The following is a 26,008-nucleotide window of genomic DNA, read 5'->3' as shown; positions in this document are numbered from 1 at the left end:
GTAGAGTAAGGTTTACTTTTTCTTTTACCATATTTGTGATACCGTTTGAATGAAGGTTTGAGGTGTAATATAAAATGTTAAATAAATTTGTTGTAGTAGATTTAGAAACTACAGGAAATAATCCCAAAAAAGGGGATAAAATTATCCAATTTGCTGCAGTGGTTATTGAAGATGGAAAAATCACAGAAAAATTCTCCTCACTCATTAATCCCCAAAGGTCTATTCCAGCTTTTATTGAGGAATTGACTGGTTTAGAGGATGAAATGGTAAAGGATGCACCATTATTTATCGAAATAGCCCCAAGAGTAAAATCTTTATTAGAAGGTGCCTATTTCGTTGCTCATAATGTATTATTTGATTTGTCCTTTTTACAAGAAGAATTAATTCAAGCAGGATTTGAAGGCTTTTATGGGTCAGTACTAGATACAGTAGAAATGGCGAGGATCATTTTTCCAACTGCAGATGGCTATAAGCTATCTGATCTAGCAGTTCGAGAGGAGCTAAAGCATGATCGGCCACATCAGGCAGATAGTGACGCTCAAGTGACGGCAGAGCTCTTCCTTATCCTTGTAAACCGCCTTTCACAATTACCGACAATGACACTCCGCCAGCTTTCGCAGCTTTCAGAAGGATTAAAAAGCGATTTACAACAATTAATTGATGAAATCAGTTTAGACATAGACCATAGTAGTGAGAGTTGGCATGAATCGCTTGAAATATGCAATATGCTTGCCTTAAAAAAGCTTCCTATCGGTTCCACGACCACCAATGGATTGAATGAGGATCATTTCCACTATCCAACACGAGAAGAAGATAAAATAGCTATGGTTACAAAGGGTTTTTCGTCATATGAAAAAAGAATCGGTCAATTTCAAATGATGGATGGCGTCTACGAAGCATTTAATACTGGAAAGCATACTCTTATTGAAGCAGGAACAGGTGTAGGTAAATCTCTTGCCTACCTTTTGCCTGTTGCTTATTTTGCTAAACAGAACAAGCTTAGGGTAGTTGTAAGTACACATACGATTCAACTTCAAGAGCAAATCATTCAAAATGAAGTTCCCTTATTAGCAAAAATTCTCCCTTTTGAGGTAAAAACGGTTTTGTTAAAAGGAAGAAATCATTATATAAGTTTAGAAAAATTTGCAGTATCTTTACTTGAGGAAAATGATAATTACGATACCACATTAACTAAAATGCAAATTCTAGTATGGCTTACTGAGACAAACACTGGCGATCGCGACGAATTGAATCTATCAAGTGGTGGAAATATCTTTTGGAATAGAATTAAGAATGAACATTCAATCTTTGCGATGAGTAAAGTATGGCAGGAGAAGGATTTTTATTTACGGGCCAAAAATGAGGCACAAAATGCAGATATTATTATAACCAATCATTCACTGCTATTAAGTAATCTATCTGCTGAAAAATCTTTTCTGCCAGACTTTGACTATGCAATCATCGACGAAGGACATCATTTTGAAAAGGTAGCAAGTCAATACTTTGGGCGTTCATTAGATTACTTTTCAACCCGTTTATTATTAAGTCAATTTGGTCAATATGAGCAACATCTTCTTTATTATGAGCTAGAATCAATCATGGAAACGCTGAGAGCTAAAAAGGAATATTCAACGGTAACTGAAAAAGTGAATCAACTAGCAGCTGACCTTTCTTATGAAATGGACGAATTTTTTAAGCTGACTGCCCTTTATGCAAAAGCAAATTCTGCAGAAAGAAGAGGTTTAAACCGGGCTAAAGTCCGTTTCTCACGTGACAAGGGCGGAAAAGAAAGAAATGCTCTCGTACATAGTGCGGAGAGGTTTGCTTTCTTATTAAAGGATTTACAAAATGAAATAACTGATCGTTTAGATTTTGTAAAGAAGAGTAATGATTCATTGTCAAGCAGACAAAAAGGAAAACTGGAAGAGATCATTTCCTTCAGAAACGATATAGAAGAACTGAAAAATACGGTACAAGATTGCTTTATTAAAGAATCTAATGATGTAAAATGGATAGAAATTGACTTCCGTTCGCAACAGAATGTAACCACCTTCTATGCCCAGCCAGCATTTGTGGCAGCTTCTTTAAAAGAAAGATTCTTTAATCTTAAAAAGGGAATTGTCTTAACTTCTGCTACGCTAACGGTAAATGGTTCGTTTGATTACTTGCTAAATGAAATTGGGCTAGATAAAGACAACACACTGGCAATGTCCATCACATCTCCATTTGATTACAAAAAACAGGTACAGCTATTAATACCTGTGGATTTACCAGAGGTTAATGCATCAAGTCTTGATGATTATGTCATTGCGATTACAGAGCATATTATTACGATTGCGGAAGCTACAAATGGAAGGATGCTGATTCTTTTTACAGCTCATGACATGTTAAAGAAAACCTATGAGCTTATTAAAGAAAGTGGCTTCCTAAATGACTTTGCAATGATTGCACAAGGGATTACCAGCGGCAGTCGATCAAGACTAACAAGGAATTTCCAGCGGTATGAAAAAGCAATTTTGCTAGGTACAAGCAGCTTCTGGGAAGGAGTGGACATCCCAGGTGAAGATTTATCCTGTTTGGTTATTGTCAGATTGCCTTTTAGTCCGCCTGATGAACCACTGACAGAAGCAAAGTGTCAAGTAATCAAACAAAAGGGTGGAAATGCCTTTATGGAGTATTCATTACCTGAAGCGATTCTCAGATTTAAGCAGGGATTTGGCCGACTTATTCGCACGGAAAAAGATCGAGGCATTCTGATGGTATTTGATAAAAGAATAATTACCACTAAATATGGTAAGGACTTTTTGCAATCCATACCGCCTGTTCCAATGAAAAAAGGAAATATTGACGAATTAGTTGAAATAATTAATAAATGGTTATAATGAAAAATGGAAAAATTACACATCCTAATAATAAAGGAGGTATGTGTATGAGAGTGTTACTATTAATGACAGCAATCTTTTTACAATTGACTTCGATTGGAAGTGCCTCTTCAATTGAGAATGGGAATATAGAAAGTATTAATTTAAAATTGAAAAATCATGAGATTGCTGTCACCTTTTTAGGCTTAGACGACGGTGAAGCTACCCTTATACAAGGGTCGAATGGAGAAAATATTCTGGTCAATATGGGTGGGGAAGAAACAAGTGCCAAATTAAGTGAAATGCTCAAAACATTTGGTGTTAAAGAAATTTCAACTCTTGTTATTACTAACCATCAAAATCTTTTTATTGATCAACTTAACCAAATGGTTTCTAAATATAAGATAAAGCAAGTGATTTCTACACCTGAAATAGCAGATGAAATAACTAATACTGCGCCTCCCTTTACTCAAGTTGAAGCGATTCCTTGGAAAGAAGGAATCACACAAATTCTTTTACCAGATTTGACAGCAGAAGTTCTGTTTGCAGGAAAAGGTGAAAATGAAGGGTTAGATTTTACGTTGCAGTTTTTTAAGCATCGTCTATTTCTAATGACTTCATCCGGTGATAATGTGGAAGAGCAATTATTAAAGAAAAATTTAGATGATGTCAGTATTTTTAAGATCCCTAACTGGGCAATGGAAGATTCATTATCTGAGAAATTGATTCAATATGTTAACCCGCAAATATCCATTTTATTTGAGTCAGAACAACATCATCCTGACCCTGATATTATACATGAATTGCAGGATACATGGTCTGAGGTCTTTTATACCAAAAAACATGGTACCATTACAATAAAATTCACGGAAAATAACTACGAAGTATTCACCTTTCCAGTAGAAAAGAAAGACCATAGCTGATATTATTGCTTTAGAGAGATAAAGGAGGAGTAGAATGAAAGCAAAAATCGAAGTCCTCTTCACTGGAAAGAACAATGTAAAGCTGTTTTTACCATTTATCGTACATAAAGAGATGGAGTAAAATGAAAAAAATTATCTTATTTTTAGTACTGTTTATCGTCATTGGTGTTGGAGTGTTTATTAAAGTATATGTAAGTGCGCAGGAACCATTAAATGCTGCAAAAGAAAAAGCAGTTTCCTTGGCCAAAGAAAAGGTTGATCTAAGTGAAGTTGAGGATTTCCATATCTATCATGGAACAGAAACCGTAAGTGTGCTCGAGGGGAAAAATAAAAAAGGTGAAGATATCATCGTCTGGATTCCAGAAAAAAGTAAAAAGGTAATGGTTGATAAAAGGAAAAATGGAATATCCAAAGAGGATGCAGTAAACAGGCTACTCGATGAAAAAAGTCCGAAAAAGATTATTTCTGTGAAATTAGGAATGGAAAATAATATCCCTTTATGGGAAATTCATTACCGTTCTGAAAATAATTTAATAAATTATTACTATGTACACTTTACAACAGGTGAATGGCTAAAAAAAATTGAAAATCTATAGTTTGGATGGAGCAGGAGGAATTGGAATGGCAGTAAATTTAGCAAATAGGGTAATGGCGCTCACACCTTCAACAACATTAGCAATTACAGCAAAGGCTAAAGAATTAAAGGAAAAAGGTGTGGATGTAATTGGGTTAGGTGCAGGAGAACCCGATTACAATACTCCACAGCATATCTTGGATGCTGCAGCTCGATCGATGAATGAAGGGCATACGAAGTATACCCCATCTGCAGGCTTACCAGCTTTAAAAAAGGCGATCATCGAGAAATTTGCCAGAGACCAAGGCCTTACCTATAAATCCAATGAGATTATTGTCGCGAACGGAGCAAAGCATGCTTTGTATACGCTTTTTCAGGTACTCTTAAATGATGGAGATGAGGTCATTATCCCAACGCCTTATTGGGTAAGCTACCCTGAACAAGTTAAATTAGCTGGTGGCGTACCGATTTACGTAGATGGATTAGAGTCCCAACAATTTAAGATTACCCCTGAACAATTAAAAACAGCCATTACGGAAAAGACAAAAGCAGTAATCATCAATTCTCCTAGTAATCCAACAGGCGTCATTTATACAGCCGAAGAACTGCAGGAATTAGGCAAAGTATGTCTTGAGAGAAATATAGTAATCGTTTCAGACGAAATTTATGAAAAGCTTATTTATGGCAACCATAGACATGTATCAATAGCTCAGCTTTCTCCAGAGTTGAAGGAGCAAACAATCGTAATTAATGGTGTATCGAAATCTCACTCCATGACAGGATGGAGAATTGGGTATGCAGCAGGTAACAGGGAGATTATTGAGGCGATGACAAACCTTGCGAGTCATAGCACTTCTAACCCAACAACAACCGCTCAGTATGCTTCGATTGCAGCCTATAATGGTCCACAAGAGCCAGTTGAAGAAATGCGTCAGGCATTTGAACATCGTTTAGAAGTAATTTATGATAAATTAGTTTCAATTCCAGGATTCACATGTGTGAAGCCCCAAGGTGCATTTTATTTATATCCAAATGTAAAGGGTGCTGCTGAAATTACCGGATACCAAGATGTTGACGCCTTTGTTGAAGCATTGCTTGTTGAAGCAAAGGTAGCAGTAATTCCTGGCTCCGGGTTCGGTACCCCGGAAAATATCCGTCTATCTTATGCAACCTCTCTAGACTTACTAGAAGAAGCTGTGGTGAGAATGAAGGATTTTGTTGAATCAAAACGCCAAGCGTAGCTTATGGATGTATTTTAAAAAGCCATTCTCTCAAGGAATGGCTTTTTAAACAGGTGAAAAAAACGGAATTTTTGGAAAATCGATTGACTGCTATGATTGAAAAGTGATATAAACACAGTAAGGATTTTAGCGCTTTAAAGTCAAAGACTAATAAATATCATAAAATAAGATATACAGGAGGCATTACAATCATGGGACATAGCAGCAAAATTTTAGACTGCACGATTCGAGATGGTGGCTTGATTAACAATTGGGATTTCAGTGTGGAATTTGTTCAAGACTTGTATAATGGCCTAAGTGCAGCTGGTGTTGAGTACATGGAAATTGGCTACAAAAACTCTCCAAAACTACTGAATGCAACCGAGCCAAATCCATGGAGATTTCTAGATGATAACTTCCTGAAAGAAATTTTCCCTGTGAAAAAGTTTACCAAGTTTTCTGCATTAGTAGATATTGGACGTGTCGACCCAAATGATATCCTGCCGCGCGAGCAAAGTGTTTTGGACATGATTCGAGTGGCATGCTATATCCGCGAGGTTGATAAAGGGTTAGAGCTGGTACAAATGTTTCATGATTTGGGCTATGAGACTTCACTTAATATTATGGCTTTATCTAGTGTACCTGAAAAGCAGCTTACAAAAGCATTTGAAATGGTGAAGGAAAGTCCTGTAGATGTTGTCTATATTGTCGATTCCTTCGGAAGCTTAGATCCAACGGATATTGCGCACCAAGTTCAAAAGTTTCAGGAGTTAATTCCTAACAAACAGCTTGGAATCCATACCCATAACAACATGCAGTTAGCATTTGCCAATACATTAACGGCGATGCAAAACGGTGTTACATTCCTGGATTCGTCTGTATTTGGCATGGGTCGTGCTGCAGGTAACTGTAACACAGAACTTCTCGTTAGCTACATACAAAAACCAAGTTATGAACTTAAGCCAGTACTTGAAGTGATTGAAAAGCATATGCTCGAAATGCGTCAAAAGTGGGAGTGGGGTTATATCATTCCATATATGATTTCTGGTGTATTGAATGAACATCCACGTGTGGCCATGGCGTACCGTGATAGCGCAGATCGTGATAAATTTGTAGATTTTTATGATAAAGTAACATCACCTGAGGCCAATATTGCTGCATCAACGAAATAGGTTAGTTTGTAAAAAAGTACATCTCTAAATAGAGGTGTACTTTTTGCGCTTTTGATAGATTTATAACTGGGTGACAATAGGAAATGAGAGCCTGGTACTCGCAAATAGAAGTGGAAGCTACGGATTTGGTCATCATGAAGGTATGATGACAAAATCCGGGGTTGAGGGCAGAGGAAAAGGTCATCATGAAGGGGATGATGACCAAATCCAGAATTGAGGGCTGAAGAAAAGGTCATCATGAAGTGGATGATGACCAAATCGGGGATTGAGGGCAGAGGAAAAGGTCATCATGAAGGGGATGATAACCAAATCCCGGATTGAGGGCTGAAGAAAAGGTCATCATGAAGTGACTGATGACCAAATCCGGGATTGGGAGCTGAAGAAAAGGTCATCATGAAGTGGATGATGACCCAAACCGGGGTTGAAAGCCGAAGAAAAGGTCATCATGAAGTGGATGATAACCCAATCCGGGATTGGGAGCTGAAGAAAAGGTCATCATGAAGTGGATGATAACCAAATCCGTGGCTGAAATCCGAAGAAAAGGTCATCATGAAGGATGATGACCCAAACTGGGGTTGAAAGCTGAAGAAAAGGTCATCATGAAGTGGCTGATGACCAAATCGGGGATTGAGGGGAGAGGAAAAGGTCATCATGAAGGGGATGATGACCCAAACCGGGGTTGAAATCCGAAGAAAAGGTCATCATGAAGTGGCTGATGACCAAATCCCGGATTGGGTTCAGAGAAAAAGGTCATCATAAAGCAGATGATGACCCAAAATCCGGATTGATAGCCAAAGAAAGGTCATCATCCACCAGACAATGACCAACATTCAAATTATATAGGATGATTATTCATAATATGTCCATTGCCGTACTCCAAACTGTTTATAATTCTTTACTAATATTTTCTTTATTGTCCTTTTTAACACTTTCTGCATGCACCATTCATTAATTAGATTTGTGGTAATCTTCATTTTAGGAAAAAGAAGCTTTATTTCATTTACATTACGCAAGACTGCCGCTGAAACCAATTCTTCATGTCCGCATTCACCACATACACATAGCTTCCCTTGCACAGAAATTGAAAATGAGTAACACACTTCACATGTAAAACCTTTTTGCAACTGATTAAATTCATATTGAGGCAGGTTGGTATAGGGGTTTTCCTCCATATGAAGGGAAATTAATTTGTCTGCAAGCAATTTATCTTTTCCGTTTAATTTAGAATGTGTTGTATCTAATTTTTTCATATAGCTACTTAATTGTGTTGGAAAAATAATAGGACTGTCGAGGGGTGCTTGGTATAAGGTGAATTCGGGATTGATAAAAACGACCTGGGCGTCAATTGAAAAGTTAAGCCCAATATTCTGGAGTAATTGACGGAGCAAAGAATTGGAGCGACTCATTTGGAGAAGTGGATTAATATATTCTTTTTTGGGTTTTTTATAGAAACTATTTGTACTGGAATCAATATAATAATCACCTTCTAAATTTTTCACTTCATAAAAGTGGATTTTTCCAGAAAAAATAATCAAAGAGTCTATTTGAAATGTAGTATTGTTTACCTTAAATAGTAAATCATTCAAAATATAGCATTCACATTGAAGTTTTTCGGTTAATGTATCAAACAAGAGTTCTCCCTCATATCCCTTTCTTAAACTGAAAAAGTGCTGCTTATCATTTTCTGATAATATCGTTCGTATATGTAATACCCTCAATACCTTTAATTCCATTGATTCAGTACGATTTCTATATGCCATATTCCACAACCTTTCTCCTATTCAACTTCTATTTTATATAAAAAGAAGCTGTTCGGTACTAGTAAGTGTGAATATTTAGTTAATCTTGCCGCAGCTTCTTTACATTCCCAAAAATAGTCTGTTAAAAAATTCGTTTACCAACAATCTCGTAACTAGTTTATAATCTAAGGATGCCCTAAATGGGTATTACATGTCTTATTCAAGACTTTAAGAAGATGTAAGTAGGTGATTACAATCGATATCATAGAAACACGGGTGAGAGGTTTTATTGCTGATATTCAGCACCCTAAACAGAAAAAGAAGATTAATATGAATGATTTAGAAGTGCAACTGCGAAGGTTACTAGCGGATTATTTTGAAATGGAAGGTTACTCGTTGTTTTATCGGGCAATCGAAACTTTGCAGGCAGAAGGACAGCTGACACCTATCCAAAATAATCAATTCAATGGAAAAATACCTGCACTTCCGTTATTTTTCTGGGTAAATATTAAAGTTCAGACAGATAAATGGGATCGCCTTGAGATGATGAAACTAAGTGATCAATTGTTTTTTTCTTATTATGAACGGCATCCCGAATGGCAGACGAAGGATGAATGGGAACACATCCTGAATGTATATGCGTTTCTCCAATCGGGTCAGGAACGGAAAATCGTGTCGGTCGAAGAGAGAAGCTTGGAGCTTTTTGGCCATGAAAAATTCTTACTAGACGGTGATAGTTTTCCGGAGGGTAAGGGATTCTTAGCTAGAATAGGAGTATCTGAAGAAGAGCTTAAAATGGTGAACTACGGTGAACCATTTGTATTCTGGATGAAACAAGGGAAAGAAATAAAAGATATCCAGAGAGTACTAATTGTTGAGAATCTATCTTTCTTTCATACTTCCGTTAAGTTATTGGAAGCAAATCAGCTTGATTATGAACCTGAACTGATTATTTATGGTGAAGGGACAAAAATTGAACGAAGCTTTTCCTTTTTCTTCCGAATGTTTCCAGCAAAAAACTATCTTTTCTATTACACAGGAGATCTTGACGCCGCCACGTACGGTATTATTTTCAGACTAATAGAAAAATACCCTGATTGCTGTATTCAGCCTGCCTTGAAAATGTATCGTAAAATGCTTGAATGTATAGATCAGCGGAATGACCAAAAGCAAGGCCAAACACAAAATCTCAAATACCGTGATGCCTTCTTTCAATGGTTTACTGAAGAGGAGCAAAATCGATTAATGCAATTATGGCAGGAAAATAAACGGATTCCGCAAGAAGTCTTAAACATAGAAACATGGAGGAAATGGCTGTGAAAGAATCATGGAAGTGTTTGGCAACCGTTTTGTAATGATTAAATCCACTATTTGAGCTAAGCAAGGGAGTAAACTTAAAAAGGGTTTATGTCCTTGGGAATTTGCCTAAGCCTGTCTCATCCCTGTGAATACACTAAGTTAGTAAGTGAATTAGACAAGGAGTGGGTTTACATGTACAGAAGAGAATTCGATAAGTTTGGAAATCAAACATCCCTATGTTTTACTGTCAAAGGCATTGATGGTGATAATGACTGCGAACATGAAATAGAATCGTCTTGTCAAAGACATACGAATTTTGATGGTGTTAATGAGTGCGAAGATGAAATAGAATCGTCTTGTCAAGGACATACGAGTTTTGATGGTGATAATGAGTGCGAACATGAAATAGAATCGTCTAGTCACAGACATACAAGTTTTGAAGGTGTTAATGAGTGCGAACATGAAATAGAATCGTCTAGTCACAGACATACGAGTTTTGATGGTGTAAATGAGTGCGAACACGAGTTAGAATCGTCTTGCGAAAAACAGCATGTACCAACCGAGATAGAGAGAATCCTTTCCATGTACCTACCATCCAAACGCAAATGTAATAGGCGCAAGCGTAATAATAAGCATAGACACTGTCGCAGTTGAAAATATTGATCTACCCGCCCCTGTTTCCTGGTTCAAAAATGAGCTTAAGACAAAAAAATTAAAGGGTCATAGGGTCTCCCTTATGATCTTTTAATTAGAATCCCTGTTTTACAGCATTGTACTACTTAAAAAAAAGTAAAATGGCACAAGTCTAGTCAAAAGCGGAATACTTTTCATAAATTATAAGGGACATCAACAGGCAGAGCAAAAGTATATATCAACATGGAAGGGGTGATACCTTGTCACGGAAAAAACAAAGACATATTGGTGTTCCTATTAGAAAACCCAAGAAACATAAATATTTTGATGAACCCAAGAAACAAAACTCCTCCGAAGAACCTGTACCAATGCCTAAGGAAAAAAAAAGCACTAGCAGTTCGGCAGACTGGAGGAGTAAATACACCAGAAGGACATTAGATAGAAATAAAAACACCAGAAATTCATTAGACAACAAACTTAAAGAAACGGATCGTCCACTGGATAAGGACCAAAATATTGAGGTAAGTGTTATTATCCCCTCTTATAATCGGTACCCTCTTAATTTATTTTCTCTCTATGCTCTTGAAAAACAAACTTTCTCTCTCTCCAAGATGGAAGTAATCTTCATTGATGATGCCTCAACAGACGAAACAGAAAAGAGACTAAAAAACTACAACCCTCCATATCATTTTAAATACATTAGAAATATGCAGAATTTAGGACGAGCAAAGGTACGGAATTTAGGTATTCAGGCATCAAGAGGCAAAATCCTAATCTTTTTAGACGCTGAAATGATTTGTGAACCTGATTTCGTTTATAATCATTATAAATTCCACCAGGCAAATCAAAATGCAATTTTATCGGGTGTAATGCACTCTAAAAATGTTATTACCTGTATTTTCCCTGAAAATAGCAAGACTACACTTAAGGTGTTAAACACGAAAAGGAATACAACAGTTTCAAATGCATTAAAAAACTATCAGCACTCCAACCAATCCCCTTATCCGCTTCTGAATAAAACGAATATATTCAATCAATCTTATAAAAGTTTAATCGTTAAGACAAATGGATGGTTTAACGTAATCACTCAAAATTTTGGTGAAGAGTTAAATGGATTCCAATTCCCATGGATGGCATTTATAACAGGAAATGTTTCATTTACTAAAGAATTAATTGAAAATTCAGGGATGTTTGACGAGGATTTTATTAAATATGGATATGAAGATTGGGAGTTAGGGTACCGTTTATATAAAAAGGGAGCAAAATTTTTCGTCAGGGATAATTTGGTCACTTATCACCAAATGCACCCTGTTGGAGAGAGAAAATGGAAAGAGGCAATTGAAAATTATCATCTTTTTATTACCAAGCACCCAGAAGTTGAACCACTAATCCTAGGAATAGAGCTTGCTCGAATGACAGATTTATTAACAATGAATAAAATTATGCAGGAATATAATCAGCTTGTCAAAAAAGGAATTTCTCGATCATTTCAAGCAAAATTTATTTCAATCCTTAAAGCTATTGCCTTACTATTGAGAGTTGATATTAGGCATTTCAATGTTTTGGGGGCTGCTGGTATTGGAACAAATCAAAAAAGGGAGCTTGAAAATGACATCTTTGCGTTGGAAAAGCTAAAATCTTATCCTACTTTAACAAAGTTTTTGACTAAAATTATAGACTCATGATGGGGGAAAAGGGATGGTTTCAGTCATTACTTGCACGATGAGAGAAAATTTCATTGACAATGTGTTTGAAAATTACTCGCGACAAACCTTAAAAAATAAAGAACTGATTATTATTTTAAATAAAAATTCAATGAATATAGATAAATGGGTAGAAAAAGGAAGTGCTTACCCTAATGTTAGAGTATATCAACTTCATGAAAAAGCTACACTAGGCGATTGTTTAAATTTTGGTGTCATAAAATCTAAATATGATATTATTGCAAAATTAGATGACGACGATTATTATGGACCAAACTATTTAACTAGTGCTATGAGGGCCTTGAGACAGGATAAAGGTTCAATTGTCGGAAAAAGTGCTTATTATATCTACTTTAAACGTAAAAATGCATTGGTCTATGTACAAGGGCCGGAGAATAGTATTACAGATTCCGTTGCAGGGGCAACATTGGCTTTTAAGAAGGAAATATTTAAAGATGTACAATTCGAAAAAGTAAATCGGGCAGAGGACTATTTTTTTATTGACCAAGCTAAACAATTTGGTCATACCGTTTATGCCCTTGATCGTAATGATTTTGTGGTAATTCGTCACGATACAGAAAATCACACTTGGAAGGTTTCTGATGAGGAATTAATGGGCTGGGGCAAATTGATTACTAATAGGGACGAAATCCGATCAATTATTTCAAATATAAAAATAGTATGAAATACATTTATTTACCGCTGATCATCTCACTTTAGCTCTCCTTACCAATAAGGAGAGTTTTTAAATGAATAAAATGGTATAGGTAATACGGATGTTCCTAAATAAGTGGAATAATCATTATTTTTAATTAACTGTACCATACTGTGATATGCACAAGACTATTAAGGAAATTTCATTTACCAACCATAACGCAACTAGTTTATAATATAAGGATGTCCAAAAAGGATAGCATGGGTCTATTCCTATGAAACTAGGAAGAACTAAGTAGGTGAAACCAATCGACATCCTTGTAACACGGGTGAGAGGTTAACGGATTCCGAAAGAAGTTTTAACAATTGAAACAAGGAGGGGATGGCTGTGAACGAATCATGGGAAGGATTTGCCCAGCGAATCCAACGACTAAATCCACTGTTTGAGCTTGGGAGGGGAATGGAAGTAGGGGAATTGAAACCTCATATTCAAACCATTCTCATGCAAGTGCTTCTTACCATCTTTTACCGAGAATTAAATGATGATGACCATCGGCGTAAGTTAGATATTAAGTATATGGTGGAAGACTCTATTAAACAAATGAAGCTGTTAGCAGATGAGAAACAGGTCGAACGGATTACCAGTGGGCTCCTATATCAGGGAAAAGAAGAGTATAGTAAACCGTTTGAAGCTTTATATTACGATGAAATTAGACAATCATGGGAAACACAGACATTCAGGTATGTCACCATGGATGACTTATATACAAATCTTGAGATGGGCGGATCGATTGTTTATAAACTAACCGATGTCGCACAGGAAATGATTTTTATGAGCAGGGAAATGGCTGAGGAATTCTCAATAACGATTGAACAACTCTATAGTATGCAGCTGATAAAGAATGGTAATTTTAGAAAAGCTACCCGAAACCTCGATCACCTCATTTCACGCGTAAACCGCTTAATGTCCAAGGAATTCTCTTTCCAAAAGGAGATGATTAATAATCCCAAAATCTTATTGATTGAAGAAGAATGGCAAAGAGCCGACAATCGTGTAGAAATTGAAAAGCAATTTGAAGAAGAAAAAAACCACTTCCGTACTATTACTAGGATGATAGATAAAACGAAACGAAGAAATGAAGAGGACGATTCTATTCAAAAAGAATTGATTCTACTTCAAGAAAAAATTGGCCATACTAGGCAACTGCATGACCGTTTTGCCAAGCTAGTCATTCAAAACATCTCCTATGAGATGAAATTAAAAGCGGAAAACCCTTCCTTGTTTTGGGAAACCAGCCTGGTTTCATTTCGAGAACATATTTATGAAAATATGCTAATGAAGGATGGAGTTCAACGTTTCGAGTCTATTGAAAGTGTACTTTCGCCTTTGTTTTCACCGAAGAATGAATTTATTTTGCCACTTGATTGGATATGGGGTGAACAAGAATTTGATGAAAAACAAGTGACGGATGCGCCAGTCGAAGAGGAACCAGCAGAAAGTATTACTCGTTCGCGAGTGACAAACTGGGATTCTGTTGTTAAGGCATGGAGTTATGTTTTTCAGCATTTACAAACATACAGAGAGTTTTCATTAGCTGATTTATCGACACTGCCATTTGAAGTGCAGGATTTATGGTTTGAAGAATCTGAAACGATTGATTTGTGGATGATGTTTGATAAAAAACCGCTGAAGGTTCAAGTGCTGCACCGGAAGGAAGAAACATTAAGTGACGAGCGAGAAATCCTTCTTCGTAAACTAATGATGGAATATCCGCAATTTCAAGTGTTTGAAGGCTTGAAAATTTTCACTATGTTTGATCATCGAGCGGAGCCGCATCATTGGTATCAAATGAAAATTACCCCGTTTAAGATATGTATGCAGGAGGAAAAAAGATGAATGCAGAATCAATCAAAAAAGCTTCAGCTGTCTATTTTACTCTATTAAAAGATAAAGTAATCGACGAAAATAGCGAACACTTCCAGACGTATTTTGATCCGGAGGTGAGACAGACCGTTCTTTTATTAGCAGACGAATCAGGTACATATATCATAGAATCGCCTAAGCGAATCCACTTGGTTGTCCAACCGACCGGATCTGTCTTTGCTACGAATTTTACACATTTGAAAGACAAGCATAAGCAAGTTGAAACGAAAAAACATTTTCATCTAATTAGCGTTGTGATTATGTCTTTTTTAGCAAGCATTGACCGTAACCAGGCTGCAAAAATCCGCACGAAGCGGGAGGGGATTAGCTACTACGCATTAGAGCGGCAGGTCAACGATCTCATCATGAGCTGGGATAACATTCTTAAAGTGAAACCTGCCTTCGGGGAAGAAGAACGTATCGATATGAAGGACGCTGTGACATCGTGGAAATACATGGAAGTGGACAGTGATGATTTTGGGGCAAAAAAAGCCAATCGACGAACGAGGATTGGTTTAATCGCTGGCGCCATGCGCTTATTAGAGACGGAGGGGTTAATCGTCATTCTGGATCGCGACGATATAGCAAAGGCGATTCCAAAACAAGAGCTTTTTGAGCGGATTGAATACCTATATCATGACTATGATCGATATGAATTATTTAAAAAATTAATGACTGTAGAGGAGAATCAGCATGCCGAAAATCCATCGAATTAGAATTGTTGGCCTGAAGTATGATGGCATGCAAAAGCAATACAAGGATACTACTTTTAACTTCCATAATGAAGAGACATCTACAAATGGTCTCATTGCGATGATGAATGGTGGCGGGAAAGGTGTATTCCTGCAAACCATCTTCCAAATACTTAAACCTGGAACCTCGTGGGGGAAACAAAACAATCGGTATTATCAGCAGTTCTTTTTTAATAATAAAGAGCAATTTATTCCCTATACCTTTCATGTTCTCATTCAATGGGAATTGGACGGTTCTGACCACCGGCACCTGGTAACCGGAGGAATGTTCTCAGCAGAACAGCGAATCTCGATGAGTGAGGAGAGTGGTAATGAAAGCAAGCCATTGGACCAGGAAGCAAAGATCCTACCCAATATTACCTTTTATACAAGAGAATTTGAGCGGAAAGAAGAGGCTTCACTTGAGCATATTCCACTCTTTGAAAATGATGAGGTGGCTGAAACCGAAAGCTTGAAGGACTATTTAAAATGGAATGGATATGATGTTTACCGAGATACGAAGAAGCACTATCGCATTCTAGATACATACGGAATTAACCGTAAAGACTGGGATATCATGAAAGAGATTAACAAGGATGAAGGCGGAGTTGGGAAATACTTTGAGGGAGCGGAGGATGATCATTCTCTATTCCAAAAACGAATTATTCCTACTGTTAGTCAAGTCTTGCATCGGACAGAACATCAAAAGAATGATCTTGTAGAGATTTTCAAAAGTCAGGCAAGTATTGCGAAGGATCTGCCTGTTCTTTTAAAAAGAGAGCAAGCACATAAAGAGTTCTTAGAAGACATTGTCCCTTTTGAAGACAATCTAGCAAAAGGAGTAGAGCATAAAGAAATTGTTACTGACAGTGTAAAGGTAGGAAGACAACTGCTTGGTGCGCTACAGCATCTGAAGCAAACCGAAGAGGAGACGCTACTTACTTTAGCGAAGGACATTGAAAAGTTAACAGTAAAGCAGTCAGATTTACGTTACCAAAAAGATAACTTAGAGTATGCAAAAGCTCACAGAGAAGTATTAGATTGGGAGAAGAAATTAGTAGAAGAAAAGAATCAGCATACTACCTTACAAGAAATTGTTAAGGAAAAACAGGAACGAAAAGAACAGCTATCCTTTCAACTACTACTGAAAGAGTGGAGTGAAAACGAACAAACGATTCGCTCTCTTTCACAGCAGATTGCGACATTGGAACAAAATAGCGGTTTAGAGCAAGTGAATCAAAGAATGGATGAAATTAAAATAGAAGCAAAAAAACAGTGGGACCAATCTTATTTATCCATACAAGAAGCAGTTAAACAGTATTTAGGATATCAAAAGTTTCTCAAGAAAAAAGGAAATGATTTATTACAGCAGGATAAACAAAAGACAAGAGATATTGTACAGCTTGGTTCTGAGGTTGATTCACTATATACGCAAATACATTCATTTGAGACTAAGGAAGAAGAGCTAATTAAGGAATTTGGTGATCGCTTAACCTATGACCTAAAGGGCTTTATCGATTTTCTTTCTAAACAAATAGAAGATAAAAAAGCTAGGATAGAAGAACTGCATGCTTCTATAAAAGACACTAGTGAATCGCAAAATCTCCTTGCAACATCACATGGTACGCTCGTCCAATCGATTCAGTTTTCAGAAGAAAAATGTGAAGAGTTAAAGACAGCAAATGAAGAGCAAAAGCAAAAAGAAGCAAAACTAGTAGAGCGACTCCATGGATTATTAGATGATATTACGGCACCGTTAACCCATGCTTTATTATCGAAATATGCAATACAGATTGAAGAAATACTAGGTAATAATCGTGAACAAGGTGAACTAATAAAGAAAGATCTATGGGAAATACAATTGGACCATACCTTAAATGATGAGCACTTCTGGATTCCTAATAAAGATGTGAAAGAATTAAAGGAATGGATTGATGAAAAGACTGGCATTGATGTGTTTTATGGAACCCAATTTCTCCAATCATTAAGTAAAGAGGAACTTGCGACCTATCTTGTAACCTATCCACTCCTGTCATATGGTTTAGTCGTAAACGGGCAGCAATGGCAAAAAATTAATCAGCAGGTACTTTCAGGTAGAATGTTTAAAAGTCCGGTTCCGATTTTCCTGCGTGAGGAAATGAACAGCGAAAATCACCAGCCATCCTTTGTGATTATTAACGGAACAGAGAAAGAGTTGTTAACTGATAAAAATCAATTTACCGACTGGAAAATAAAGATTGCTAAACAAATAGAAGAAAAGAAAGAAACTCTAATTGAAATTGAAAAAACAGAAACGTCATTACGTCGTATTTTAAAAGAAATCGATCGATTTTTATCACGTGAGCTTACTGTTGATCTTGAGAGAGCTTTCAATCAGGAACAGGACTCCCTTCTCTCCAAGAAAGCTCAATTACAAGAAATCACAACACAGCAGCAAAAAGAAAAAGAATTACAGCTTGAGCTAAAAGAAAAGTTGGAGACGACAAAGGGAAAAATCGAAAAGCTTACTACAGATGTAGAAACATTAGAGGATTATGAACGTAAAAAGCTTGTTCAACAAGAAAATAAACGTGTAAAAGGAGAGAAAGAGAAACAAAAGGAAGCCTTAGGTTTAGGGCAGCAAGAACTAGTGAAAGAGCACCAAAATATAGTTGAACTGCAAAATAAGTGGCATCAAACGTATTTAGAATGGAAGGTTTCAACCGAACAAACGATAAAAGAGATAGCCCTTTTTATTGAAACAGCGGTTTTTCCTGCTGATGAAAAAGCAGAAGGTTGTGAAGATGTGCCACGTTTATCACCACATTTATTAGAGGAGATAAATGGCAGCATTGAAGAGCTAAAGCAGCTTCAAAAATCTAAAGAAGAACAGGCTAGAGAATTACTGGTGATTCAAGCAAAAAGAGAAACAGAACAAAAGCAGCAAAAGAAATTAGAGAAAAAACTTGATACTCATAACAAGGAGTGGAAGGAAGCTCCGGAACCCAATGAACCTATAAGTATAGTAGAAAATATGCTGCAAACTGCACAGAAGGAAGCAAAAGCTGCAGATAAAGAAGAACGGGTGCAAGGAACAGCTGTAACGGTTGCTGAAACTTCACTAAAACATGCGAACGAACAGCGAGAGAAGTCTGCCAAGAAAGTAGCGAAGCATGAAAAACAGCCTGAACAATGGGAAAACCTTGACTTAGAAGTAAAGGCAATTGAAATAAAAGACCTAACCAAACAAGCGCTAGATGAAGTAAAGAAGGCTGAAAAGCTTCAAAAAGAAACTGAAACGAACATTGCTGGTTATGAGGGGGATTTGTTAACCTTATCCGTTATCCTTAAAGAGGAAGCAGCAGCATTTACAGATCACGATGTGGAAAAAATTAATAGTCAAGGAAAAGCATGTATCTTATCCTGGTGTGAACAACACCAAAACATTCAAGAAGAAGGCAAAGAGAAGCATGCGAAAATCGAACAATCGTTGCGAAATTTAAAGCTGACCATTGAAGGGAAAGATTGGGAGATTCGTTTTAAAAATGAAGTTTTAACCACATTAGACCATATGGATACGAGGCATTATTCACATATTCAAAGTGTCGTAAAAAATATGAAGCGTTTTTCACAAAGTGGATTGGAACAATTAGAACGCGACAAGGAAAGGGCAGAAAAGGCACAAAACTTCTGGGCGAGCCGTGCCAGCATGAAGGTCATGAGCATTTCAGAGGCGATTCGTTCCATGATTGCAAAAATGAAGCTGAAAAATGAACGCGGATCCTTTCCACTCGTTCAGTTAAAAGAAGACATCTTACCTAAAAAGCCTGAAGATATTGAGCCACTCTTGAAACAGCATTTTGTAGCGGCTATAAATAAAATTACTAAACAATTTGATATGATTGACGATCAAAATCGAGCCTTAGACGAAGAAATAAAACAACTAATTGGTGATGAACAGATTTTGTTTGTATCATTAAGAAATCGATATCCTGAACTTTTGGTCTACAATATGCGAACAGATAATGCCTTTATGTACGGAAAACCGCAAAGAGAGCATTATTCCACCTGGCAGACCATTAATCAAGGTTCAAAAACCAAATCCGATGGCAGCGGCGGACAAAAGCTTTCTGCCCGAATGGTGATGATGATGATGTTATTATCAGTGAAAAACGAAACAGATCAAAGCTGGGTTCCGTTAGTCTGTGACAATCCATTTGGACAAGCTGCATCAGCACATGTCCTCGACCCGATATTCTCAGTTGCAGAGAAACTGAAGTTCCAATTCATCGTCGTCACACCGCCAGAACTTGTGAAAACGGAAATCAGTCAGCGATTCGATGCCTATTATAAATTGGACTTCATTCGTGAAAAAGGAAAAGAAATTGTTTCGGATACCATCGTCCCTGCATTTCGGATTTACCAGGGAGCGCAGCTATGATGAAGCAATGATAAATCTACTTTTCTTTAAGTTTACGATAAACATATTCACCCTCTTCTGGCAGATCATACATTCAGAGAAGCAGAAAGGTTCTTGGAGATTATTGATATGTTTGAAGCTAATTTGAGTAGAACTTAATAAACTAGTTGTGGGATGATTGAAACACATAAAAAAGACTTAACCTAAGGTTAAGTCTTTTTTAAAGACCATATATTGTTAGCAATTCACCTTTAGTAGGTTGGCGCTCCTTTCCCTTTTTATGAACATATTTTTCTATCGAAAAGGATTATTCATTTAATCCTATATTTCGATAAGGATCGGTATGAAATTGTGTATAACTTAATGGATGATTTATATCACCATCCCCTCATGACAAAATAGTAGGTTATGATCACCTGGACCGATAAAATCTAATGCGGCAGGAGAATATACCGTAACTTTTCTTTTAACTTCCTCCGATAGTATTCGGATTATCCCAAAAACTCCATTATCCTGTAAGGCAATGCCTCCCAAGTTTCGGTCTAACTTAGACCTCATTCCAAGCTTCACCATATTTTTCATACTAACAGTAGTAACTGCGACATAATCTTTCTCTTTTTCTTCAATTGGAAGTGAAGCTTTCTCTGTAAGTATCACTTCATCTTCAAACGAAGCGACCATTCCAATTTCACGGTTATTTAACTCCAAGACGAGGTGATATCCTGTTTTTGTTTTCTTTTGCACGATAGCTACTTCATCTGTAATAAACGTTACATCATCTTCAATTTCATTCATAAGTGAGTCAGGTGAGGATTCTTTTTTCTTGATAACTCGGAAAAATGCTTTTGCTCCGATTGCTTCATCCGTAAAGTCAAAAGGTTTTATACTCTGTGTACGTACAAGGTACAAATTATTAACCTTTTCTTTGCTGTTTAATTGGATACATAAAGCAACTTCTTCTTTCACTGCCGTACTCACTTCGTTCGAGAGATTAGGAACATTCATCTTCATTCCTGGAAATTGAATGAAGATGTAGCTGAAGTTTTTCTTAGGTTGGACATCTAGAAGCCTCATAAACTCACAACCTTTCTAATTTGATACAAGATTATTTTCCTTGTAGGAGTATTAATTCAATATTCTTCTTTTCTTTCCTTTATTAGTATGAAGACTTTTCATCGTCACTTTCTTATGAAATGCGATGGATCATACCTTTTATTGAGTTATTATGAGTAAATCTTCTATCGAAAAACAAAGATTGAAAGTTTTTTGTCGGAGCTTTATCAAGTTAAGTTCAACTAATTATTCAAATTGGTTGCTTCTGTGTGAAGCTTTTTTTGCATAAGTTCTTTAATAATGTTTAACTTTTAATTATAAAACGAGTAGGAAATTGTAATGAAAAGGGAGAAAATGAAATGGAAAAATATATTTTGTCTTTAGATCAAGGAACGACAAGTTCAAGAGCCATTCTGTTTAATAAGAAGGGAGAAATTGTTCATTCCGTTCAAAAGGAGTTTACACAGTATTTTCCAAAACCAGGTTGGGTAGAACATGATGCCAATGAGATATGGGGCTCCGTCTTAGCCGTAATTGCGGGTGTACTAACAGAATCAGGAACTAAAGCTGAACAGATTGCGGGAATTGGAATCACGAACCAGCGTGAAACGACAGTGGTCTGGGATCGACAAACAGGAATACCGGTGTATAACGCGATTGTATGGCAATCCAGGCAAACAATGGGGATATGTGATGCGTTAGTTGAAAAAGGGTATCGTAATCTTTTTAAAGAAAAAACAGGACTGTTAATTGATGCTTATTTCTCGGCTACAAAAGTAAAATGGATCCTGGACAATGTTGAAGGAGCAAGAGAGAAAGCCGAAACAGGAAACTTGTTATTTGGAACCATTGACACATGGCTTATTTGGAAGCTGTCTGGTGGGAAGGCCCATGTCACGGACTATAGTAATGCATCCCGGACATTAATGTTTAATATTTACGATTTAAAATGGGATGAGGAATTGTTAGCAATTTTAGGAATCCCTAAATCTATGCTGCCAGAAGTGAAATCTTCTTCTGAAATTTATGCGAAAACTGTAGGTAATCAATTTTTTGGACAGGAAATTCCGATTGCAGCAGCTGCTGGTGACCAGCAAGCTGCTTTATTCGGCCAGGCGTGTTTTGAAAAGGGAATGGCCAAAAATACGTATGGGACAGGATGTTTTATGCTGATGAATACAGGTGAAAAAGCCGTAAGGTCTGAGCATGGGCTTCTCACCACTATTGCTTGGGGATTAAATGGAAAGGTTGAATATGCGCTTGAAGGTAGTATTTTTGTTGCTGGCTCTGCGCTTCAGTGGCTTCGTGATGGAATGAGGATGTTAAAAAGTGCAAAAGACAGCGAAAGTTACGCTTCTAAAGTAGAGTCCACAGACGGAGTTTATGTTGTCCCAGCATTTGTAGGCCTTGGGACACCTTATTGGGATAGTGATGTTAGAGGAGCAGTTTTCGGACTTACAAGAGGAACAAGTAAGGAACATTTTATAAGGGCAACTTTGGAATCGCTTGCTTATCAATCAAAGGATGTTTTATCTGCCATGGAGGCAGATTCTGAAATTCGTTTAAAAAGCCTCCGAGTGGATGGCGGTGCTGTCATGAATAATTTCTTAATGCAGTTCCAGAGTGATCTCCTAAATGTTCCTGTTGAAAGGCCGTTGATTAATGAAACGACTGCACTCGGTGGAGCTTATCTTGCCGGGCTTGCAACTGGTTTTTGGAGCAGCAAAGAAGACATTACAAACCAGAGGGCCATTGACAGGTGCTTTGAGCCTAAAATGGCAAAAGAACAAAGGGAAAGTCTTTATAGTGGTTGGAAAAAAGCAGTTCATGCAGCAATGGCATTTAAATAAGATTGATGGTGTTGCATCATGAAATGAGTGAGAGGGAAGAAATAATGACAAGATCATTTTCAGCGCGTATAAGAGAAAATTTACTAGGAATGATGCCGGATGAACAATATGACTTGCTCGTTATTGGAGGTGGAATCACTGGGGCAGGAATTGCGTTGGATGCATCCCTTAGAGGGATGAAAGTAGCCTTGATAGAAATGCAGGACTTTGCAGGGGGCACATCAAGTCGTTCAACAAAGCTTGTACATGGCGGTTTGCGTTATTTGAAACAATTTCAAGTAGGAATGGTAGCTGAAGTAGGGAAAGAACGGGGAATTGTTTATGAAAATGGCCCTCATGTCACTAAGCCAGAATGGATGCTCCTGCCGCTGTATAAAGGCGGAACATTCGGTCCCTTGAGCACATCTATCGGTTTACGAATATATGATTTTTTAGCTGGAGTGAAAAGGGTAGAGCGCCGAAGCATGCTTTCTAGGAAGGAAACACTTACGAAAGAACCGCTTGTCAAACGAGAGGGACTTACGGGCGGCGGCTACTATGTTGAATATCGCACCGATGATGCCCGTTTAACAATTGAAGTCATAAAGGCAGCTTTTGATAAGGGAGCTCATATCTTGAATTATGTTAAAGCAGAGGAGTTTATCTATCAAAATAAAATGATAACGGGTGTCCGGGTCAAGGATATGCTTACAAACAAGACGTTAACTCTACTGGCAAAAAAAGTGGTGAATGCGGGTGGCCCATGGGTTGATAACATTCGTAAAAAAGATTACTCGAGGAATAACAAACAGTTGCGTTTAACCAAAGGTGTTCACCTTGTGATAGATCAGTCTGTTTTCCCGCTCCGCCAAGCGGTATATTTCGATACTCCCGATGGGCGTATGATGTTCGCGATTCCCCGTGACGGAAAAACCTATGTGGGAACAACCGATACATTTTATGAGGGCGACGCATCCCATCCAAAAATGCTTGTGTCAGACCGTGAATATATTCTAAATGCGATTCATTTTATGTTTCCGGAAGTGAAGGTTACAGATAAAAATGTTGAATCCAGCTGGGCCGGTGTTCGGCCATTAATTTATGAAGAAGGAAAGGATCCTTCAGAAATATCCCGTAAAGATGAAATTTGGGAAACGGAAAGCGGACTAATCACGATTGCGGGTGGAAAGCTTACCGGGTATCGGAAGATGGCAGAATCAGTCGTGAATCTTATTGTCAAATGTCTGGGGGAGAATGGGCAAATATATAAAGGATCAAAAACGAAAACATATCCAATCTCTGGAGGGGATGTCGGGGGTTCTAAAGGCTTTTTGCAATTTATTTCAGTTAAGGAACAGGAAGCAACTGAATATGGATTCACAAAGGAAGAAGGTCGTTGGTTTGCTCAACTATACGGTTCAAATGTGAACCAAATATTTCAATACGCTAGAAACTATGATGATGAAATCGAAAAGCTAAAGCTAACAAGGAGCGTTTATTCGCAATTACTGTACGCCATCGAACATGAAATGGTGATAACTCCTGCAGACTTCTTTATCCGACGGACAGGTGCATTATTTTTTCATATTGAATGGGTCCATACATGGAAGGATGAGGTAATTTCCTTCATGGAGGATAAATTGGGTTGGAATATGGACCAAACGGCTCAATATAAAGAGGAACTTGAAAAAGAGTTAAGAGATGCGGTTACGCTTGTTGATTTATAACCTATCAAGGGCATTTGAGGGGTGAGCTTCAAAACAAATTCCCCGATTGGTGATGCTATTTCGATGAAGGACAAAACCTTTTAAAATTGCAAAAGAAATGTCCTTCATAGCGTGGATGAAGGACAAAACTTACTAAAGATTGCATAGAAATGTCCTTCATTGCGTGGATGAAGGACAAAATGGTCTTCTGTCAAGAAAGTGGACAATAAAATTTGAGACTTTTTAAACCAAAATCACTACCGCACTTCGTTTGGTACGGTTTTAGAAATGGGCAGTCAAAAACATGACTGACCATTTCTAAAACCAAATGTCTTATTTATGAGATAGATTCCACTTCATTTTGTTGGTGGTTTCTCTCAAATTGATTAGGCGAAATATTCCCTAAGGTTGAATGCCTTCGTCTCTCGTTATAAATGCAGCTAATATAATAATTTACTGCTTTTATAGCCTCTGCTTTTGTTTTAAAACGCCTTCTATAAATCAATTCTTTTTTGAGTGTGGCGTGAAATGATTCAATACAAGCATTATCGTAAGGATCACCTTTCTTGCTCATACTGATTTGCATTTCATTCCCCTTCAATATGTCAATATACTCATGTGAACAATACTGGGAACCACGGTCTGAATGATGAATCACGCCCTTACCAGGCTGTCTTTGGATAATAGCCATTTTCAATGCTTGAATAGACAATTCTTTTTTCATATGTGAATCTAGACTCCAACCAACTATCTTTCTTGAAAATAAATCCATTACGGACGATAAATAAACCCATCCTTCAAGTGTCCAAATATAAGTAATATCTGTAACCCACACCTGATTAGGCTCTTCTACGTTAAATTGACGATCTAGTACGTTAGGATAAATATTAAAGTCATGATTTGAATCTGTTGTGACTACGAACTTTTCTTCTTGTATGGCTTTCAAACCCATTTCCGACATAATCCGAGCGACTGTTTTTTGCGAGATTATAAAACCCCAGTCAATCAAATCGGCATGTACTCTGGGGCTTCCGTAGGTTCCAAGGCTCTCATGAAATGACTTGCTAATTTTCTGCTGGACCTCTAACCGATATTTTTCCTTATCGGATAGAGGACTTGATTGTTGTTTGAGCCATTTATAATAACCACTCGTGGAAACTTTTAATGCCTGGCACATCTTCAATACAGCGTGTTCATTTGAGTGGGCTTTAATAAAGGTGTAAACTACGCTTGGTTTTTGGTGAAGATGTGCATGGCCTTTTTTAAGATTTCAATTTCCTCTCTAGCTTCAGCCAATTCTTTCTCATGTTGCTTTTTTAATTTTTCAAGCTCCGTTGGTGTAATATAAGTCTCATTCGTTTTACCGACATTACTTTTTGTCCTGTAAGCTTTCACCCAGCGACTTATCGTCTTAGGTGAAAGTTCCATTTCAAAAGCAACATCTGTTGCCGTTCGCCCTTCCTCCACAACTAACTTTGAAATATAGTCCTTGTACTCCTGATCAGCACGTTTACCCAAAGTGAACACGTCCTTTTAAATGATGATTGTATTATAAACTAAATCTCATTTTTACGTGTCCACTTTTAAG

Annotated in this window: 20 protein-coding genes; 16 read left to right on the top strand and 4 right to left on the bottom strand. The window is 37.3% G+C overall.

Translation table 11 applies throughout. The annotated features are described in order from the left end of the window. Positions 1 to 74: 74 nt before the first annotated feature. The 8 genes from dinG to BLR86_RS26775 all read left to right on the top strand — a co-directional run bounded on the left by dinG (position 75) and on the right by BLR86_RS26775 (position 7,509). Entirely contained in the window at positions 75 to 2,882 is a 2,808-nt protein-coding gene (gene dinG / locus BLR86_RS07970; protein ID WP_090760072.1) for an ATP-dependent DNA helicase DinG, read from the top strand. Further along, the gene (locus BLR86_RS07965; RefSeq protein ID WP_217642370.1) at positions 2,873 to 3,784 is read left to right on the top strand and encodes a ComEC/Rec2 family competence protein; all 912 of its coding nucleotides are present in this window, start codon (positions 2,873 to 2,875) and stop codon (positions 3,782 to 3,784) included. The genes dinG and BLR86_RS07965 overlap by 10 nt, the downstream gene beginning before the upstream one ends. A gap of 122 nt (positions 3,785 to 3,906) precedes the next feature. Then, the gene (locus BLR86_RS07960) at positions 3,907 to 4,380 is read left to right on the top strand and encodes a cell wall elongation regulator TseB-like domain-containing protein (protein ID WP_090760068.1); all 474 of its coding nucleotides are present in this window, start codon (positions 3,907 to 3,909) and stop codon (positions 4,378 to 4,380) included. Between the two features lie 25 nt (positions 4,381 to 4,405). Beyond that, positions 4,406 to 5,599, top strand: coding sequence for a pyridoxal phosphate-dependent aminotransferase (locus BLR86_RS07955; protein ID WP_090760066.1), 1,194 nt, complete (start codon positions 4,406 to 4,408; stop codon positions 5,597 to 5,599). A gap of 191 nt (positions 5,600 to 5,790) precedes the next feature. Then, a complete protein-coding gene (locus BLR86_RS07950; protein ID WP_090760064.1) occupies positions 5,791 to 6,750 on the top strand; it encodes an aldolase catalytic domain-containing protein in 960 nt (319 codons plus the stop codon). 70 nt (positions 6,751 to 6,820) lie between these two features. Continuing rightward, positions 6,821 to 6,967, top strand: a complete 147-nt coding sequence (locus BLR86_RS26400; protein ID WP_217642369.1) for a hypothetical protein — start codon at positions 6,821 to 6,823, stop codon at positions 6,965 to 6,967. Between the two features lie 152 nt (positions 6,968 to 7,119). Continuing rightward, a complete protein-coding gene (locus tag BLR86_RS26780; RefSeq protein ID WP_302847210.1) occupies positions 7,120 to 7,251 on the top strand; it encodes a hypothetical protein in 132 nt (43 codons plus the stop codon). Positions 7,252 to 7,377: 126 nt separating this feature from the next. Continuing rightward, the gene (locus BLR86_RS26775; RefSeq protein WP_302847209.1) at positions 7,378 to 7,509 is read left to right on the top strand and encodes a hypothetical protein; all 132 of its coding nucleotides are present in this window, start codon (positions 7,378 to 7,380) and stop codon (positions 7,507 to 7,509) included. 89 nt (positions 7,510 to 7,598) lie between these two features. Here the strand turns inward: BLR86_RS26775 and BLR86_RS07945 are convergent, their stop codons facing one another. Next, positions 7,599 to 8,510, bottom strand: a complete 912-nt coding sequence (locus BLR86_RS07945) for a nuclease-related domain-containing protein (RefSeq protein WP_090760063.1) — start codon at positions 8,508 to 8,510, stop codon at positions 7,599 to 7,601. A 225-nt stretch (positions 8,511 to 8,735) separates the two neighbouring features. Between BLR86_RS07945 and BLR86_RS07940 the strand changes: the two genes are divergently transcribed. From BLR86_RS07940 to BLR86_RS07910, 6 genes are all read left to right on the top strand, one after another. Beyond that, positions 8,736 to 9,809 carry a Wadjet anti-phage system protein JetD domain-containing protein gene (locus BLR86_RS07940; protein WP_254782262.1) on the top strand — a complete coding sequence of 358 codons (1,074 nt, stop codon included), beginning with the start codon at positions 8,736 to 8,738 and terminating at the stop codon, positions 9,807 to 9,809. Between the two features lie 872 nt (positions 9,810 to 10,681). Further along, a complete protein-coding gene (locus BLR86_RS07930) occupies positions 10,682 to 12,106 on the top strand; it encodes a glycosyltransferase (RefSeq protein ID WP_090760057.1) in 1,425 nt (474 codons plus the stop codon). Between the two features lie 13 nt (positions 12,107 to 12,119). Continuing rightward, the gene (locus BLR86_RS07925; RefSeq protein ID WP_090760055.1) at positions 12,120 to 12,809 is read left to right on the top strand and encodes a glycosyltransferase family 2 protein; all 690 of its coding nucleotides are present in this window, start codon (positions 12,120 to 12,122) and stop codon (positions 12,807 to 12,809) included. Positions 12,810 to 13,166: 357 nt separating this feature from the next. Continuing rightward, positions 13,167 to 14,675 (top strand): hypothetical protein, encoded by a 1,509-nt coding sequence (locus BLR86_RS07920; protein WP_090760053.1) that lies wholly within the window; start codon positions 13,167 to 13,169, stop codon positions 14,673 to 14,675. Continuing rightward, positions 14,672 to 15,418, top strand: coding sequence for a DUF6063 family protein (locus BLR86_RS07915; RefSeq protein ID WP_090760051.1), 747 nt, complete (start codon positions 14,672 to 14,674; stop codon positions 15,416 to 15,418). Before BLR86_RS07920 ends, BLR86_RS07915 begins: the two co-directional genes overlap by 4 nt. Beyond that, on the top strand, positions 15,396 to 19,853 hold the full coding sequence (locus BLR86_RS07910; RefSeq protein ID WP_090760049.1) for a coiled-coil domain-containing protein: 4,458 nt from the start codon (positions 15,396 to 15,398) through the stop codon (positions 19,851 to 19,853). Before BLR86_RS07915 ends, BLR86_RS07910 begins: the two co-directional genes overlap by 23 nt. Positions 19,854 to 20,204: 351 nt before the next feature. On the opposite strand, the gene BLR86_RS07905 is transcribed toward BLR86_RS07910, so the two are convergent. Then, positions 20,205 to 20,843: a hypothetical protein gene (locus BLR86_RS07905; protein WP_217642368.1), complete on the bottom strand. Its 639-nt coding sequence runs from the start codon at positions 20,841 to 20,843 to the stop codon at positions 20,205 to 20,207. Between the two features lie 401 nt (positions 20,844 to 21,244). Here BLR86_RS07905 and glpK point away from each other — a divergent pair, with 401 nt between their 5' ends. Both glpK and BLR86_RS07895 read left to right on the top strand, forming a co-directional pair. Further along, on the top strand, positions 21,245 to 22,735 hold the full coding sequence (gene glpK, locus BLR86_RS07900; protein ID WP_090760047.1) for a glycerol kinase GlpK: 1,491 nt from the start codon (positions 21,245 to 21,247) through the stop codon (positions 22,733 to 22,735). Positions 22,736 to 22,779: 44 nt separating this feature from the next. Then, entirely contained in the window at positions 22,780 to 24,441 is a 1,662-nt protein-coding gene (locus BLR86_RS07895; protein WP_090760045.1) for a glycerol-3-phosphate dehydrogenase/oxidase, read from the top strand. A 316-nt stretch (positions 24,442 to 24,757) separates the two neighbouring features. On the opposite strand, the gene BLR86_RS07890 is transcribed toward BLR86_RS07895, so the two are convergent. Together BLR86_RS07890 and BLR86_RS07885 are read right to left on the bottom strand one after the other, a co-directional pair. Further along, a complete protein-coding gene (locus BLR86_RS07890) occupies positions 24,758 to 25,633 on the bottom strand; it encodes an IS3 family transposase (RefSeq protein ID WP_254782279.1) in 876 nt (291 codons plus the stop codon). 11 nt (positions 25,634 to 25,644) lie between these two features. After that, positions 25,645 to 25,938 (bottom strand): transposase, encoded by a 294-nt coding sequence (locus BLR86_RS07885; protein WP_175492821.1) that lies wholly within the window; start codon positions 25,936 to 25,938, stop codon positions 25,645 to 25,647. Between the last annotated feature and the right edge of the window lie 70 nt (positions 25,939 to 26,008).

Origin of the sequence: Bacillus sp. OK048 (assembly GCF_900103525.1) — a bacterium.
GTDB lineage: Bacteria > Bacillota > Bacilli > Bacillales > Cytobacillaceae > Neobacillus.
The sequence above is the reverse complement of the archived record's forward strand: the minus strand, read 5'-3'. Positions and strand labels throughout refer to the sequence as shown.